Origin of the sequence: Achromobacter marplatensis, from assembly GCF_002209535.1 — a bacterium.
Taxonomy (GTDB): Bacteria; Pseudomonadota; Gammaproteobacteria; order Burkholderiales; family Burkholderiaceae_B; genus Achromobacter; species Achromobacter marplatensis.
In genome coordinates this window covers 24581-40144 of record NZ_NJIG01000016.1, presented here as the reverse complement: position 1 = coordinate 40144, position 15564 = coordinate 24581, and the positions used below count along the sequence as shown (strand labels likewise).

The window sequence follows — 15564 nt, the reverse complement described above, 5'->3', positions numbered from 1 at the left end:
AATCTGTTGAAGCGATATTGCGCGTCGCTTTAAAAATTGTCAATTACGTCTATTGATTGTATATAGACAATTACAGGCGGACGGTCCCAGGCAGAACCTGCGGTGCGCAGGGTATGCTTGCCGCAGTAAAAACGGAGAGTCAGATGAGCCAGTCCAGTCCCCAGGAACCCGCCGCCGCAGCGGGGCCGCGTGTCCGTCCCGTGCCCGCCGTCACGCGGTCGATCGCCATCTTGAGATTGCTGGGGCGCGGCGGTGCGCCGATGACCTTGAAGGCGATTTCGCAGGAGCTTGAGATGGTGACCAGCACCTGCCTGCATATCCTTCGGGTCCTGGTGGAGGAAGGGCTGGTGAAAGTCGATACCGGCACCAAGCGCTACAGCCTGGGCGTGGGCATGCTGACGCTGGCCCGCAGCGTGATCGAAAGCAGCCCCTTTCCGACATTGGTGCAACCGGTGCTGGACAAGCTGTCCAGCGCGGCCAACGTCACTGCGATCGGCGTGGAAGTGGCGGGGGGGGACCACATGGTGGTGCTGGCCTTGTCCCGTTCCACGGCGCCGTTCCGGCTGCATGTGGACGTGGGCAGCCGCTTCCCTGCGCTGATCAGCGCGACCGGCCGCCTGGTGGCGGCGTTTTCAGACCTGACGGACAAGGAACTGGAGCGCCGCTTCAAGGCATTGCGATGGGACCAGGCGCCTGAATTCGCAGCCTGGAAAGCGGACGTGCAGGCGGTGCGCCGCGACGGCTACAGCATGGACCGCAACAACTACATCAACGGCGTCGTGGTGATTGCGGTGCCTGTGTTGAACAGCCAGAACCGCATGACGCATTCGCTGGTCGCGGCAGGGCTGGCGGAACAGCTTGATGACGCCCGCGCCCACGCCTTGGCCAAGGACCTGCAGGCCGAAGCGCACACGTTGTCACAGCTGCTGTCCGCCCGCAGCTGAGCCGATGCGCGACCCCGCCGGCTACACCATCGCCTGCCCGCTCCGCCGGGCGGCGCGGATGTCCTTGCCTAACGTCACGCACAAGAGCGCCAGGATGGCCGCGGACAGGGCCGGCCAGATCAGAAAATAAACGGTCAACCACATATCGATCTCCTTGTTTTCAATGGGTGCGGCTCAACGTGCGGCGGTGTCTGCGGCAAGTTGGTTGGACGGCGCTTCGCGCGCCAGGTCGTCCTGCTCTTGGTGAAAGGACGTGACGCGGTCGGCCAGCACGCTGAAATCAAATCGTTCGCGGTTGCGCAGGCTAAGCGCTACGCAGATCGTGGCGCTCGCGCCGTAGGCGGTCAGTGAGGCCATCAGCACGATGTAGTCGCGCAGGCTGCCGATGAAGACGGGCAGCATGACCACCACGGCGATCGTGCCTACGGTGATGGCGACGGTACGGCCCAGGAAGCCGAACGCCATCAACCCCAACACCACGCCGCCGCCGATGGCTGCGCAGATTTCGAAGAAGACGGCGATGACGCCCGTAATCGGCAGCAATTCAAAGCGCACGATGGTGAACAGCACCACGGCCGACAACACCGACGCGACGAAGGCGCGGTTGTTCACGCGGTCCCAGTAGAAACTGGCGATCACCGGGAAGACGATGGCGCCCCACAGCGCGCCCACGAACACCAGCATGACCAGGATGTCCAGGCGCAGGCTGGCGAAGATCACGCCGATCATCGTGGCGATGATCATGGTGGCGCGGCCCCACCACAGCATGCGCCGCGGATCCGGGCGTCCGCGGGACAGGTTCTTGGCGTAGACGTCGGTCATGACGATGGCAGACAGCGCCGCCAGGTCGGAGTCGGCGGTGGAGGAAAGCGATCCCACGACCAGCAGGAAGAAGAGCGCGATGCCGAAGGGCGGCAGATAGGTGGACGCCATCTGCGGGATGATGTTGTTCATGTCGCCGTTGGCGGGCTCCAGCCCGACGAACAGCGCCAGCAAGCCCAGCATGCCCAGGCCGATCACGACGGCGCCGTAGCCGACCGTGGCGGTCAGGAAGGTGGGCTTGATCAGGTCTTCGCGCACGGCGAACAGGCGTTGCGCAATGGTCTGGTTGCCGATGGCATAGGCCAGCACGGCGACGAAGTACGGTGCGCCTTGCTCCAGGATCGCCTTCGAGGAATAAAAGTCGGCCTGATCGCTGTTCAAGCGCCACATGTTCGCTTGCAGCATGTCCGGTCCGCCGGCGTTGAAGAAGATCAGCGGGATGATGATGACCGCCGCGATGATCATCGCAGCCAGCTGTGCAAAGTCGGTCATGACCGACGTGCGGAAGCCCGACCACAGGGTGTAGGACAGGACGCCCAGCCCGGCGATCAGCACGCCCTGGATGAACGTGAGCGGGCTGAGGATCGAGACCAGCGCGCCGGCGGCCGTGAAGTTCACCATCAGGCTGATGCAACTACCCACGATGTTCGACACCGCCATGATCATCTGGCTGGACGTGCCGTGGCGCGCGTGAATGACTTCTGCCAGCGTATGGGCCTTGGGCGCCAGTTGCCGGAAGCGCTTGCCGAAGGGGTAGATGAAGAGAATCATCAGGGCGCCCCAGAACCCGTAGTGCAGCGGTCCGGACAAGCCGTACTTGTAGCCGGACGTGGCGCTGGCGTAGAAGGAGGCGGCCCAGATCCAGGTGGCGATCATGCTGGCGGTCGACAGGCCGAAGCCGACCGCGTTGTTCGACACCATGAAGCCGTCGACGTTCTCGTTTTTTTCACCGATGAATAGCGACATCAGGAAGGTCGCGCCGTAGAAGCCGGCCAGCAACAGGATGGCGGTGGTCGCCGATAGCTGGAAGAAAACTGTCTCTTGCATCTTGTGGGTCCTTACTCCTCGACAGCCTGGTCGCGGCCTGCCGGCCGGGGCTGCGTGAGTGCCGTTTCCGCGGAGTGCGATGGGCGGCAAGCCTTCCCATGGCGCAGGCGAAACACCAATGGACCGCGGGCTTTTCGTTTTTGTTTCGAGCGCGCGATCGCGTGCCTGCCCAGCCGGGCAAGGGGTGGCAGCCCGGATCGGACAAACACAAGACACACCGTATTGGTGCCTTGCTGCGGCATGGGGCCGGGGCGTCGCGGACACGGATGCCGTTGACGCGGGTGCGGCTCAATGCGGTGAGCAATGGTCCTGCTGGGTAAGCAGGTTTTTGTTCCGCAACCGCCGGCTTTCGGCCCGGCGGCTGGGTGGTGGTGTTTCGGCGCTAACGCCGGGCCGCTGTGCGCGGCCATGTGACGGGTGCCCTCGATGACAGAGCATCGGCGGGGTCCGGTGATGAATTACAACATCTGTTAAGTATAGGGGTAGACGGGGACAGCGTCTACCCTTGCAGCCATAAAACCCGGGGTAAAAATGTAAATTGCGAGCCTTTGCTCGCGGCCCGCAATCTACGGATACCGGCTCAGAAGCCTTCCTTGGGCACGTGGACGCGGCCCTCCATCAGCACGCGTGCGCTGCGGCTCATGATGGCTTTCGTGACCTTCCATTCGCCGTCCACCAATTGCGCTTGCGCGCCCACGCGCAACGTGCCGGAGGGGTGGCCGAAGTTGACGTTGTCGCGCTCGGTGCCGCCGGCGGCCAGGTTCACCAGCGTGCCGGGCACCGCCGCGGCGGTGCCGATGGCGACGGACGCCGTGCCCATCATCGCGTGGTGCAGCTTGCCCATGGACAGCGCGCGCACCAGCACGTCGATGTCGCCCGCTCCGATCTGCTTGCCGCTGGACGACACGTAGGCCTTGGGGCGCGCCACGAAGGCGACCTTGGGCGTGTGCTGGCGGCTGGCGGCGTCTTCAAGCTTGCCGATCAGGCCCATGCGTAGCGCGCCGTGCGCGCGGATGGTCTCGAAGCGCGCCAGCGCGGCGGCGTCGCCATTGATGTCGTCCTGCAGTTCTGTGCCGGTGTAGCCCAGCGCTTCGGCGTCCAGGAAAATGGTGGGGATGCCCGAGTTGATCATCGTGGCCTTGAACGTGCCCACGCCGGGCACTTCCAGGTCGTCGACCAGGTTGCCGGTGGGGAACATCGACCCGCCATCGCCGTCTTCGGCGGGGTCCATGAATTCCAGCCGCAGTTCGGCGGCGGGGAAGGTCACGCCGTCCAGTTCGAAGTCGCCGGTCTCTTGCACGGCGCCGTCGGTCATCGGCACGTGGGCAATGATGGTTTTCTTGATGTTGGCCTGCCAGATGCGCACGACGGCGATGCCGTTGGCGGGTACGCGCGCCGGGTCGACCAGGCCGTTGGTGATGGCGAAGGGGCCGACGGCGGCAGACAGGTTGCCGCAGTTGCCGCTCCAGTCCACGAAGGGCTGGTCGATGGAGACCTGGCCGAACAGGTAGTCCACGTCATGGTCCGGCTGGGGGCTCTTGCCGACGATGACGGTCTTGCTGGTGCTGGACGTGGCGGCGCCCATGCCGTCGATCTGTTTACCGTACGGGTCGGGGCTGCCGATCACGCGCATCAGCAGCGCGTCGCGCGCTGCGCCCGGCACGCGGGCGGATTCGGGCAGATCGTCCAGCTTGAAGAACACGCCTTTGCTGGTGCCGCCGCGCATGTAGGTGGCGGCAATCTTGGTTTGGGGAGCATGGGCCATGGGATCGTCCTGATGTCTTTGTGCGGTATCGGAGTCTGGGGCGGCGGGCGCGCGGGGCGCCCGCCTGTCCGGCCGGGTGTCAGCCGGCCTTCTTGGTGGTGGCGGATTCGGCTTCCAGGAAGTCTTGCGCAAAGCGTTGCAGGACGCCGCCGGCTTCGTAGATGGATACCTCTTCCGCGGTGTCCAGGCGGCAGGTCACGGGCACCTGCACCGTTTCGCCATGGCGGCGATGGATCACCAGCGTCAGGTCGGCGCGCGGTTCGCGTTCGCCGATGACGTCATAGCTTTCCGTGCCGTCCAGCGCCAGCGTCTTGCGGTTCACGCCGGGCTTGAATTCCAGCGGCAGCACGCCCATGCCGATCAGGTTGGTGCGGTGGATGCGTTCGAAGCCTTCGGCCACGATGGCTTCCACGCCGGCCAGCCGCACGCCCTTGGCGGCCCAGTCGCGCGACGAGCCCTGGCCGTAGTCGGCGCCAGCGACGATGATCAGCGGCTGCTTGCGGTCCATATAGGTTTCGATGGCTTCCCACATGCGCATGACCTGGCCTTCCGGTTCCACGCGCGCCAGCGAGCCTTGCTTCACGCTGCCGTCGTCATTCGTCACCATCTCGTTGAAGAGCTTGGGGTTGGCGAAGGTGGCGCGTTGCGCGGTCAGGTGGTCGCCGCGGTGGGTCGCGTACGAGTTGAAGTCTTCTTCGGGCAGGCCCATCTTGTCCAGGTACTCGCCGGCCGCGCTGTCCAGCATGATGGCGTTGGACGGCGACAGGTGGTCGGTCGTGATGTTGTCGCCCAGCACGGCCAGCGGCAGCATGCCGCGCAGCGTGCGGGCGCCTGCCAGCGCGCCTTCCCAGTACGGGGGGCGGCGGATGTAGGTGCTTTGCGGGCGCCAGGCGTACAGCGGGCTGACGCCGGCCTTGCGGTCGTCCTGGATGCCGAACATGGGCGCATAGACCTTGCGGAACTGTTCCGGCTTGACGGATTCCTTGACGACGGCGTCGATTTCCTCGTCGGTGGGCCAGATGTCCTTCAGGCGGATCTCGCGGCCGTTGGCGCCCGTGCCCAGCACATCGCGTTCGATGTCGAAGCGGATCGTGCCGGCGATGGCGTAGGCCACGACCAAGGGAGGCGACGCCAGGAACGCCTGCTTGGCGTACGGGTGGATGCGGCCATCGAAATTGCGGTTGCCGGACAGCACGGCGGTGGCATAGAGGTCGCGGTCGATGATTTCTTGCTGGATCACGGGGTCCAGCGCGCCGGACATGCCGTTGCACGTGGTACAGGCGAAGGCGACCACGCCGAAGCCCAGTTTTTCCAGGTCTTCCGTCAGGCCGGCTTCGTCCAGGTACAGTTGCACGGCCTTGGATCCGGGGGCCAGCGAACTCTTCACCCAGGGCTTGCGCGTCAAACCGGCGCGGTTGGCGTTGCGCGCCAACAGGCCGGCGGCGATCACGTTGCGCGGGTTGCTGGTGTTGGTGCAGCTGGTGATGGCGGCGATGATGACGGCGCCGTCAGGCATCAGGCCCGGTTCGTTTTCCACGACGCCCGAGATGCCGCGCGCGGCCAGGTCGGACACCGGCAGGCGGCGGTGCGGGTTCGACGGGCCGGCCAGCGTGCGCACCACGGTGGACAGGTCGAAGCGCAGCACGCGTTCGTATTCGGCGGTCTTCAAGCTGTCGGACCACAGGCCCGCCGTCTTGGCATAGGTTTCGACCAGGGCGATCTGTTCGTCTTCGCGGCCGGTCAGGCGCAGGTAGTCGATGGTCTGCTGGTCGATCGAGAACATGGCGGCGGTGGCGCCGTACTCAGGCGCCATGTTCGAAATGGTGGCGCGGTCGCCCAGCGTCAGGCTGGCAGCGCCTTCGCCGTAGAACTCCAGGTACGCGCCCACGACCTTTTCGCGGCGCAGGAATTCGGTCAGCGTCAGCACCACGTCGGTGGCGGTGATGCCGGGCTGCGCGCGGCCGGTGAGTTCCACGCCGATGATGTCCGGCAGGCGCATCCACGAGGCGCGGCCCAGCATGACGTTCTCGGCTTCCAGGCCGCCCACGCCGATGGCGATGACGCCCAGCGCGTCCACGTGCGGGGTGTGGCTGTCGGTGCCGACCAGCGTGTCGGGGAACGCCACGCCGTCCTGCGTGTAGATCACGGGCGACATCCGCTCCAGGTTGATCTGGTGCATGATGCCGTTGCCCGGGGGCACGACTTCGATATTGCGGAAGGCCTGCTTGGTCCAGTCGATGAAATGGAAGCGGTCTTCGTTGCGGCGGTCTTCCACGGCGCGGTTCTTGGCGAAGGCGTCGGGGTCGTTGCCGTCGAATTCCACGGCCAGCGAGTGGTCCACGATCAACTGCACCGGCACGACCGGATTCACCTTGGCGGGGTCGCCGCCTTTCTCGGCGATGGCGTCGCGCAGGCCGGCCAGGTCTACCAGTGCGGTCTGGCCCAGGATGTCATGACAGACCACGCGTGCCGGAAACCACGGGAAGTCCAGGTCGCGGCGGCGTTCGATCAGTTGCTTGAGCGCATCGGTCAGCATGGCCGGGTCGCAGCGGCGAACCAGGTTTTCCGCCAGCACCCGGGACGTATAGGGCAGGCCGGCGTAGGCGCCGGGGGCAATGGCTTCAACCGCGGCGCGCGCGTCGAAATAGTCCAGGCGGGTGCCGGGCAGGGTCTTGCGGTACGAGTGGTTCATCATGCCTCCGTGCGCCGCAGGTTGCTCTGGGCGATCTGTTGTTCGATGTTGATACGGGATACGCGGATGTGCCGGCGCATCAGGATTTCGGCCAGCTCGCCGTCGCGGTCGGCGATGGCGTCAAGAATGCGGTGGTGTTCGGCATAGGCCTGCCGCGGGCGGTTGGGCGTTGTCGAATACTGTATGCGGTACATGCGGGCCAACTGGTAGAGCTCGTCGCACAGCATGCGAAACAGCATCTGGTTGCCGCTGCCTTTGACGATGCGGTAGTGGAAGTCGTAATCGCCTTCCTGCTGGTAGTAGCCCAGGCCGGCCTGGAAGGCGGCGTCGCGTTCGTGGGCTTCCAGCACGCCGCGCAGTTCGGCGATTTCAGAGGGCGGCATGCGCTCGGCGGCCAGGCGGCAGGCCATGCCTTCCAGCGATTCCCGGATCTCGTAAAGCTCGGACAGCTCTTGCTGCGACAGCGACACGACGCGCGCACCGGCGTGCGGGACGCGCACCAGCAGCTTCTGGCCTTCCAGCCGATGCAGGGCTTCGCGCAGCGGACCCCGGCTGACGCCATGTTGGCGCGCCAGTTCGGGCTCGGAAATCTTGCTGCCCGGGGCGATCTCGCCTTTGACGATGGCGGCCTGGATCTTCTTGAAGATGTGATCCGACAAGGTTTCGCCATCGCCGGGCGGGGTGCCCGGCAGGGTCAGCACTTTGCTCATAGTGTCAACAATCTATCCGGATTCTGGAGAAATTTTCGGAATAAGGCGCTGTATGGCGCCAGATTGTCAACAATTTACCTTGGGCGGACGGTGGGCGCAAGCGGCGGGGCGGCCGCTTGCGCCGTGCTTGGCGGGCGGGCTACCGCTTGTGATGCACCTCCTGCACGCCATAGACCTGGACGGGCAGCCCCACGTGCCGTGCCTTCAATTGCAGGGACAGGTATTGGGAATAGTGCCGGGACTGGTGCAGGTTGCCGCCGTGGAACCACAGCCCTTCCTGCTGCGTGGGCTTCCACATATTGCGCTGCTCGCCTTCCCAGGGGCCGGGGTCCTTGGTGGTGTCCGATCCCAGGCCCCAGCACTTGCCCACCTTGTCGGCCACTTCCGGGCTGATCAGGTCGGCTGCCCAGCCGTTCATCGAGCCGTAACCGGTGGCGTAGACGACCAGGTCGGCCGGCAGCGTGACGCCGTTCTTCAACACGACGGCCTCGCGCGCCAGGTGGCTGACGTCGGTACCGGATTGCAGCTTGATGCTGCCGTCGATGATCAGGTCGCAGGCGCCCACGTCGATGTAATAGCCCGAACCGCGACGCAGGTATTTCATGAAGAGGCCGGAGCCGTCGTCGCCCCAGTCCAGCATGAAGCCCGCCTTCTCCAGCTTGCCGTAGAACTCGGCGTCGCGCTCGCGCATCTGGTCGTAGAGCGGAATCTGGAACTGCGCCATGATCTTGTAGGGCAGGGACGCGAACGTCAGGTCCGCCTTGCGGGTGGTCATGCCGTTGGCCAGCGCCTGTTCGGAATACAGCCCGCCCAGGCCGATGTCCATCAGCGTGTCCGACCGGACGATGTGGGTGGACGAACGCTGCACCATGGTGACGTTGGCGCCGCCCTCCCAGAGCGCCGCGCAGATATCGTGGGCCGAATTGTTGGCGCCGATGACCACCACGTTCTTGCCCCGGTACGCGTCAGGCCCAGGGTGTTGCGACGAATGCTGCTGCTCGCCCTGGAACTCGTCCTGGCCCGGAAAGCGCGGGATGTTCGGCTTTCCCGACATGCCGGTGGCCAGCACCAGCTGCTTGGGTCGCAGCACCACGGGCTTGCCGTCGCGCAGCACCGTGACCTCCCATTCCTTTTTCTGTTCGTCGTAGCGTGCCGACTGGCAGACGCTGGAGGTCCAGTAGTTCAGCTCCATCACCTTCGTGTACATCTCCAGCCAGTCGCCGACCTTGTCCTTCGGCGCGAAGACGGGCCAGTTTTCGGGGAAGGGGATATAGGGCAGGTGGTCGTACCAGACCGGGTCGTGCAGGCACAGGGACTTGTAGCGCTTCCTCCAGCTGTCGCCAGCGCGCTCGTTCTTTTCGATGATGATGGTGGGCACGTCCAGCTGGCGCAGCCGCGCGCCCAAGGCGATGCCGCCTTGCCCGCCGCCGATGATCAGCACGTAGGGCTGCGTCTTGTAGCCCAGCTCGGCCGCTTCCTGCTCGCGCTTTTCCAGCCAGGTCTGGCGGTCGCGGTCGTGGCCGTGTTCGGCGCCCTTGGGGCGGCGCGTGCCGCTGGGTTCTTCATGCCCCTTCAGTTCGGACATGGTGGTCAGCAGCGTCCAGATCTTGCCGTCTTTCACGCGGATGTGGCCATAGCCGCGTGCCAGGTTCGTGTCGATATGCAGCCAGGCTTGCAGCAGGCCCCCATCGTCGGAAACAGTCTCACGTTCGTCGCGGGTGAAGCGTACCGGCTCCACTTGCGACAGCTGTTGCGTCAGCATCTCGCGGATCTGGTCGTGGCCTTCCAGCGTGCGCAGGTTCCAGCTGAAAAGCACCAGGTCGCGCCAATAGCATTCGTCCTGGAACAGGCCGGCAACGGCATCAATCTCCTTGTTGCCCAACGCGGTGTTCAGGCGGGCGAGCACCGCGTCCAGAGCGGCATTGGCGGGGTCTGTCTGCATGTCTTGTCTCCTTGCCCGGGGCGGGCGTCGTGGTCATGGCGGATGGCTCCGTCCATTGACGCCCTGGCCTGTGCCGGCCGCTGGGGCGTCAAGACTGCACATGCAAATGCCGTGCCAGCTTGCGACAGGCCGTGGCGACGGGGCGCGCGCCGGACGGCGGCGCGATGCACTGTCGCAACGCGCCACACCTGTTGCAGCATGGTGTGGCCCCCGGCGCCGAGTTCGCGTCTAACGCGTGAGCCCGTAGCGCCGCATCTGGCGGTGGACGGTAGAGCGGTCCACACCCAGCTGCCGCGCCGCTTCCGACACGTTGCCGCCGCAGCGGGCCAGCGTGGCTCGCAGCGCGGCTTCTTCCGCGCTCAGCGCCGCGCCCGCCGGGGCAAAGGTGTCCGGTAGGTCTTGCGGCGTGATGACGCCGTCTTCGCACAAGGCGGCGGCAACCGCGATGACGTTGGCCAGCTCGCGGATGTTGCCCGGCCAGGCATGCGCTTTCAGCGCCAATAGCGCCGCAGGCGATAGCACCGGCGCACCGGACTCGCACTGATGCCGCGCCAGCATGCGGGCGATCAGCCAGTCCAGGTCCTGCCGTTCGCGCAGCGGCGGCACGGTCAGCGTGGCGGCGTTGATGCGGTAATACAGGTCTTCGCGAAAGCGGCCCTCGCGCACCAGCGCGCCCAGGTCGCGATGCGACGCGGACACCAGCGTCAGCCGCACGGCACGCGGCGCGTTGGCGCCGATGGGCGTGACTTCGGACTCCGCCAGCACGCGCAGCAAGCGGCTTTGCAGCGTCAACGGCATGTCGCCGATCTCGTCCAGGAACAAGGTGCCGCCGTCGGATTCCTCGATCAGGCCCTTGCGGCCCTTGGGAGCGGCGCCGGTGTAGGCCCCAGGCAGATAGCCGAACAGTTCGCTTTCGATCAGGGATTCGGGAATGGCCGCGCAGTTCACGGCGACAAAGCTGCCCGGGCGGCGGCTGTCGTCGTGGATGGCGCGGGCCAGGTATTCCTTGCCCACGCCGGTTTCGCCTTGCAGCAGGATGGGCAGGCCTTGGCGCGCTAGTTTGGTGGCGCGTACTTGCAGCGCCGCCATCTTGGCGTCGCCGCCGTCCAGCCCGCGCAGCGCGGACGGCGCGGCGCGCACGGCGACCGTGGCGCCGCGCAGGTGGCGGTTGGGTTCGATGGCGTGCGCGAACAGCGCATTGCCGTCGCGGGCGACGATCAGGCGGTCTTGCGGCGCGTGGCCGCGCGTGTAGTGCGGCAGGTCGTCCAGCTGCACGTCAAAGAAACGGGTCACGGGCTGGCCGATCAGGCCGGCCGGGCTGCGCCAATCCAGCCCGGCTGCGCGCGCCAGCAACTTGGCGCCGGAGTGGGTCATACCCAGAATGCGGCCGGCGCCGTCCAGCGAGATCGCCGCTTCCGGGTCCACGTCCAGAAACTCGGGCGACCGGGCAAAGCGCAGCACCCATTCATTGCGCGTGCGCGCCATCAGGTTGGCCAGTTCGATGCGGCGCGTGGTGCTGTTGACCAGGTGCAGCGCCAGATTCTGGCTGGTTTTCAGGCTGGGCGAGCTGAGCAGAGAAATATCCAGCACGGCGGCCAATTCGCCATCGGCGTTGTAGATGGGGGCGGCGGTGCAGGACAGCGGCGTGTGCGTGTTGTCGAAGTGGTCGGTCTGGTGAATAGTCAGCGCTTCGCCGGTTTCCAGGCAGGCGCCCACGGCGCAAGTGCCGGCGCGCGGTTCGGACCATTCAGACCCCAGATACAGGCCCGCTTTGCGCAGCTTGTCGGTCTGTAACGGGTCACCCAGAAATTCCACGGTGACGCCCTGGCGGTCGGCCAGCAGCAGCACGTAGTTCTGGCCCGCCACTTGCTTGAACAGATGATCCAGCCCGCTGCGGGCAATGTTGATCAGCGCTTCGGATTGTTGGCGATGTTCGCGCAGCCGGCCGTCCGGCACAATGTAGGCTTCGCAAGCCTGGGCGGGGTCCAGCTGGTATTGATCCAGGCAGCGCAACCAGCTGCGCACCACATGCGCGTCGCGCTGCGTGGGGCGTCCGCGGCCTACCTGTTCGATCTCGCGGATATGGGCGGAATGCAGGGATTCCTGACTAGGCATGTCGTCTCCATGTTGCGCCCGATCTGCGTCGGATCAACAAGGCAGCATGCCCAGAGACGGACCCGCTTGTAAATGGTGGTTATCCAGCGGTCTCGCTGTCTATCGCACGCAGCCCCTTGGGAATCCGATAACGCGTGCCGTCAAAGCGCAGCGTGTGGCGGGTCTTGCCCTGGCTGACGGTTTTTTCCTCGCAGCCGCCTTGCTGCACTGCGGCACGGCTGGACGAGTGCGAGTCCGTGGCAACCAAGTCGCGGTAGCCCTTGGTTTGCGCGGTGCCCATCGCCAGGCTCACCGCGCGTTCCGTGAATTTTCCCGCGCAACTGGTGTCCCACTGGCCGGACGAGTGGTTGACGATCAGGCCGTCGAGCACCAGGCGCAATTCCTTGTCTTCCACGGTGAAGAGCCGCAAACTGGTTTCGTCCATGGGGTTGGCGCGCGAGGCGCCTTCGCGTTCGATGCGGATTCCAAACGCACGGCGGTCGGCCGTGACGTCATAGCGCGCCGTATCGAACGACAGGCTGGCGATGCGCAAGGCATCGTCCGACATCAGATCGACCAGCGTGCGGCGCTGCCGTACTTGCAGCGTCTGGCGGTCCAGCACCAGCACTTCCAGATCGCCTTCGTGGCCGTTTTCGGGGTCGGGCGTGTCTTGCATCAACGGCACCGCCACGAGCAGCAAGTCGGGGTTGGCGGGCCAGGCCTTGCAGGCCACCGCGAAGGGCGCGCCGACGTCCGCGTCAGACAGCGTCACGATAGCGTGGCCTTGCTTTAAGCGGATGCGGCCTTCGCGGTCGGGCTTGTCCTGGTTTTGATACACGTTGCGCACGATGTCGGCCGCCTCGGGGCAGGGGCCGCTTGCGGCGTGTGCCACGCCACCCGTCAACAGGGCGGACAAGGTCAGGGCGCCGGTCAAGAAGGATAAGGGGCGGGGCATCGTAGGCGGGCAGGGACGAAGAAGACCGAATTCTAATCACGCCACCCGCCGGCGTTGCGCCCCTTTCGCTACCGGCCGCTACAGATCGCTACAAGTCCACCCGCACCTTGCCCGCCTTTACCAGCCCGGCCACGTCGCGGATTTCGGACAGCAACGCCTGTTGCAACTGCTGGGGCGTGCCGCCGGTCGGCTGGAACCCCTGTTCGGCCAGCTTGGCGTGGACGGCGTCGGTTTGCAGCGCGCGATTGATGCCCTGATTCAGTGCGGCAATCGTAGCTTCGGGCGTGCCCGCCGCGCAGTAAGTGCCGAATTGAATCTGCGCATCGAAGCCGGCGTAACCGCTTTCGGCGACAGTGGGAATGTCGGGGTACTTCGTCAGGCGCTCGGGGCTGGTCACGGCCAGCACGCGCAACCGGCCGCTTTTCAAATAGGGTTCGACGGCGGCAACCGTGGCCACCACCAGTTGAATCTGGCCACCCAAGAGATCAGTCATCATAGGGCCCGTGCCGCGATACGGCACATGCAGCATGTCGATGCCGCAGGCGGCCTGCAACAGCTCGGTGGCCAGGTGTTGCGGCGTGGCGTTGCCCGGTGACCCGAACGTCAGGCCCTTGGGTTCCCGTTTGGCCTGGGCCACCAGTTCCGCCAATGTCTTGGCGGGCAGGTCGCTGTTCACGGCCACCATATAGGGCGAGCGCGCAATCGGGCAGACGGGCGCCAGCTGTTTCAACACCTCTTCAGGCGGGCGGGCGTAGTAGCGCACCGACGGCACCAGCCCCGCGAACAGCAGCACGCTGCCGTCCTTGGCGCCGTTGGCGGTGTAGTCAGCGCCCAGCATGCCGCTGGCGCCGGGTTTGTTTTCGACCACGACGGACCGGTCCAGCGCGCCTTCCAGCGTGGCGGCGATGACGCGCCCCAGCACGTCGGTGCCGCCGCCCGGCGGGAACGGCACGATCACGCGCAAGGGCGCTTCGCGCGCGGCGGCAAGACGGGTCAGCGATAGGGCCGCCGGCGCCGTGGCGGCCAAGGCCAGATGCTTCAGTATGGTTCTGCGATGCATGGGTTTGTCTCCCTCTCCGGCCCCTTTCGGGGCGTTGGCCGATCGTCTCTGTCAGGCGGACGATTCAGCGGTTGTCGGCAGTAAAAAGGCCTGCAGCGCCGCAGCCACCACGGCCGGAGCTTCCACCGGCAGCATATGCCGTTGGCCGTCCACCACGCGGGCTCGGCCGTCGGGCAGCGCACGAGCCAGGCCGCGCGTCATGCGGGCGGTGGACCCGACGTCTTCCTCGCCGGTCATGGCAAGCGCGGGGCAAGCGATTTCGGGCGCGGCCTGCGCCAGGATCTGGTCGCCCTGCGCGAACAGCCGGTAAGCCGCCAGGAAATTCGCGCGGTCGTTGCGCAGCAGACGCTGGCCGATGGCCGCCACCCGCTCCGGGCGCGCGGCCTGGAAGCCGGGCGTGAACCAGCGCTGCAGCGAGACCCCGGCGGCGGCATCCACATCCTGGGTCGCGGCAGCGGCCAGGCGGGCCGTCACGGCGCGGACTTCTTCCGGCGTGCGCTGAAACACGGTGCTCAGCAACACCAGCCGGCTCACACGCCGCGGCCGGGCCGCCGCATAAGCTCCCGCAATCAGGCCACCCATGGAATAGCCCAGCACGTTGGCTTGCGGCCAGCCGGCCTGATCCAGTTCGGCGTCCAACTGCGCGACGAAGTCCTGCACGCGGGCCTCGCCTGGGATGCCCGGGGCCGCGCCATGGCCCAGCAGGTCATAGCGCAGCACGTCGAAATCCGGTTCCAGCAGCGGGGCCAGGTCATCCCACAACGTGTGGTCCAGGCCGACGCCGTGCAACAGCACCAGCGGCGCGCCCTGGCCGGAACGGCGGCGCGGCGTGCTCATTTCGATTGCGCCTCTTGCGCCAGTTCCTGCAGATCGGAATAGCGGTTGCCGATGCGGTGGTGCGGCCGGCCCGAGGTGGCGGCGCCCAAGGCAATCACGATCTCGTCCGGGGCCGGGGCGTCGTTGATGTTGGTCTGCACGGTCAGATAGTGCGACCGCAGGCCTTCGTCTTGCTTGTGCATCAACGGCACGGATATCACGCAGCCCGGTCCGCCGCGCGTGTTCGTGAAGCTGAGGTAGCTGGTGCCGCCCACGGCGTTGCGATAGGCATTGCCGAAGCGCAGCGTGTGGATCAGCGCCGAGGCATGTTCGACTTCGCCAGCGGTGCCCACCACCGCAGCCTTGCCGTAGGCTTCGATCTGGTCGGCGGAGCCGGCCTGGCGCAGGATCTCTGCCACCAGCAGTTCGCCCAGCGGCGGCGCGGCTTCAAGGATCTGCGGGCGCAGGTCTTCCTGGAAGGGCAGGCCGGCCCACGGGTTGCGGATCACGGCGGCCGCCACGATCATGATCAGCGGCCGCTCGGCCGCCTTGCCGCCTTCAATGCAGGTCTTCTCGACGTAGCTGACGATTTTTCGCACTTGCAAAGCCATTCCATTGCTCCAATGCATACGTGATGAACGATGGGTGCATTGTTGAAGCGCGCCTGGAATTTTGACAATCCAAATTAACGTAAGTTAATTTCGGAAAACCTGAATT

Annotated in this window: 12 protein-coding genes; 1 reads left to right on the top strand and 11 read right to left on the bottom strand. The window is 65.9% G+C overall.

Annotated features, from left to right (window positions below):
* Nucleotides 1–143 precede the first annotated feature (143 nt).
* Nucleotides 144–944 carry an IclR family transcriptional regulator gene (locus tag CEY09_RS25695; RefSeq protein ID WP_006222358.1) on the top strand — a complete coding sequence of 267 codons (801 nt, stop codon included), beginning with the start codon at nucleotides 144–146 and terminating at the stop codon, nucleotides 942–944.
* Nucleotides 945–965: 21 nt separating this feature from the next.
* Here the strand turns inward: CEY09_RS25695 and CEY09_RS32625 are convergent, their stop codons facing one another.
* The 11 genes from CEY09_RS32625 to CEY09_RS25640 all read right to left on the bottom strand — a co-directional run bounded on the left by CEY09_RS32625 (nucleotide 966) and on the right by CEY09_RS25640 (nucleotide 15458).
* On the bottom strand, nucleotides 966–1088 hold the full coding sequence (locus CEY09_RS32625) for a putative transporter small subunit (protein ID WP_006222357.1): 123 nt from the start codon (nucleotides 1086–1088) through the stop codon (nucleotides 966–968).
* 30 nt (nucleotides 1089–1118) lie between these two features.
* Nucleotides 1119–2813, bottom strand: coding sequence for a sodium:solute symporter family protein (locus CEY09_RS25685; RefSeq protein WP_088590772.1), 1695 nt, complete (start codon nucleotides 2811–2813; stop codon nucleotides 1119–1121).
* A gap of 580 nt (nucleotides 2814–3393) precedes the next feature.
* Nucleotides 3394–4578 (bottom strand): 2-methylaconitate cis-trans isomerase PrpF, encoded by a 1185-nt coding sequence (gene prpF, locus CEY09_RS25680; protein ID WP_088590771.1) that lies wholly within the window; start codon nucleotides 4576–4578, stop codon nucleotides 3394–3396.
* A 79-nt stretch (nucleotides 4579–4657) separates the two neighbouring features.
* Entirely contained in the window at nucleotides 4658–7270 is a 2613-nt protein-coding gene (gene acnD, locus CEY09_RS25675) for a Fe/S-dependent 2-methylisocitrate dehydratase AcnD (RefSeq protein ID WP_088590770.1), read from the bottom strand.
* Nucleotides 7270–7980 carry a GntR family transcriptional regulator gene (locus CEY09_RS25670; RefSeq protein WP_006222353.1) on the bottom strand — a complete coding sequence of 237 codons (711 nt, stop codon included), beginning with the start codon at nucleotides 7978–7980 and terminating at the stop codon, nucleotides 7270–7272. The genes acnD and CEY09_RS25670 overlap by 1 nt, the downstream gene beginning before the upstream one ends.
* A 139-nt stretch (nucleotides 7981–8119) precedes the next feature.
* Complete coding sequence (locus CEY09_RS25665; RefSeq protein ID WP_088590769.1) at nucleotides 8120–9922, bottom strand: NAD(P)/FAD-dependent oxidoreductase; 1803 nt, start codon at nucleotides 9920–9922, stop codon at nucleotides 8120–8122.
* A 228-nt stretch (nucleotides 9923–10150) separates the two neighbouring features.
* Nucleotides 10151–12037, bottom strand: a complete 1887-nt coding sequence (locus CEY09_RS25660) for a sigma-54-dependent Fis family transcriptional regulator (RefSeq protein ID WP_088590768.1) — start codon at nucleotides 12035–12037, stop codon at nucleotides 10151–10153.
* A 79-nt stretch (nucleotides 12038–12116) separates the two neighbouring features.
* Nucleotides 12117–12932, bottom strand: coding sequence for a PA3715 family protein (locus CEY09_RS25655; protein WP_234818399.1), 816 nt, complete (start codon nucleotides 12930–12932; stop codon nucleotides 12117–12119).
* A 127-nt stretch (nucleotides 12933–13059) separates the two neighbouring features.
* A complete protein-coding gene (locus CEY09_RS25650) occupies nucleotides 13060–14031 on the bottom strand; it encodes a Bug family tripartite tricarboxylate transporter substrate binding protein (RefSeq protein ID WP_088590767.1) in 972 nt (323 codons plus the stop codon).
* 51 nt (nucleotides 14032–14082) lie between these two features.
* Nucleotides 14083–14868 carry an alpha/beta fold hydrolase gene (locus tag CEY09_RS25645; RefSeq protein WP_088590766.1) on the bottom strand — a complete coding sequence of 262 codons (786 nt, stop codon included), beginning with the start codon at nucleotides 14866–14868 and terminating at the stop codon, nucleotides 14083–14085.
* Nucleotides 14865–15458 carry an amino acid synthesis family protein gene (locus tag CEY09_RS25640; protein ID WP_006222347.1) on the bottom strand — a complete coding sequence of 198 codons (594 nt, stop codon included), beginning with the start codon at nucleotides 15456–15458 and terminating at the stop codon, nucleotides 14865–14867. The genes CEY09_RS25645 and CEY09_RS25640 overlap by 4 nt, the downstream gene beginning before the upstream one ends.
* Between the last annotated feature and the right edge of the window lie 106 nt (nucleotides 15459–15564).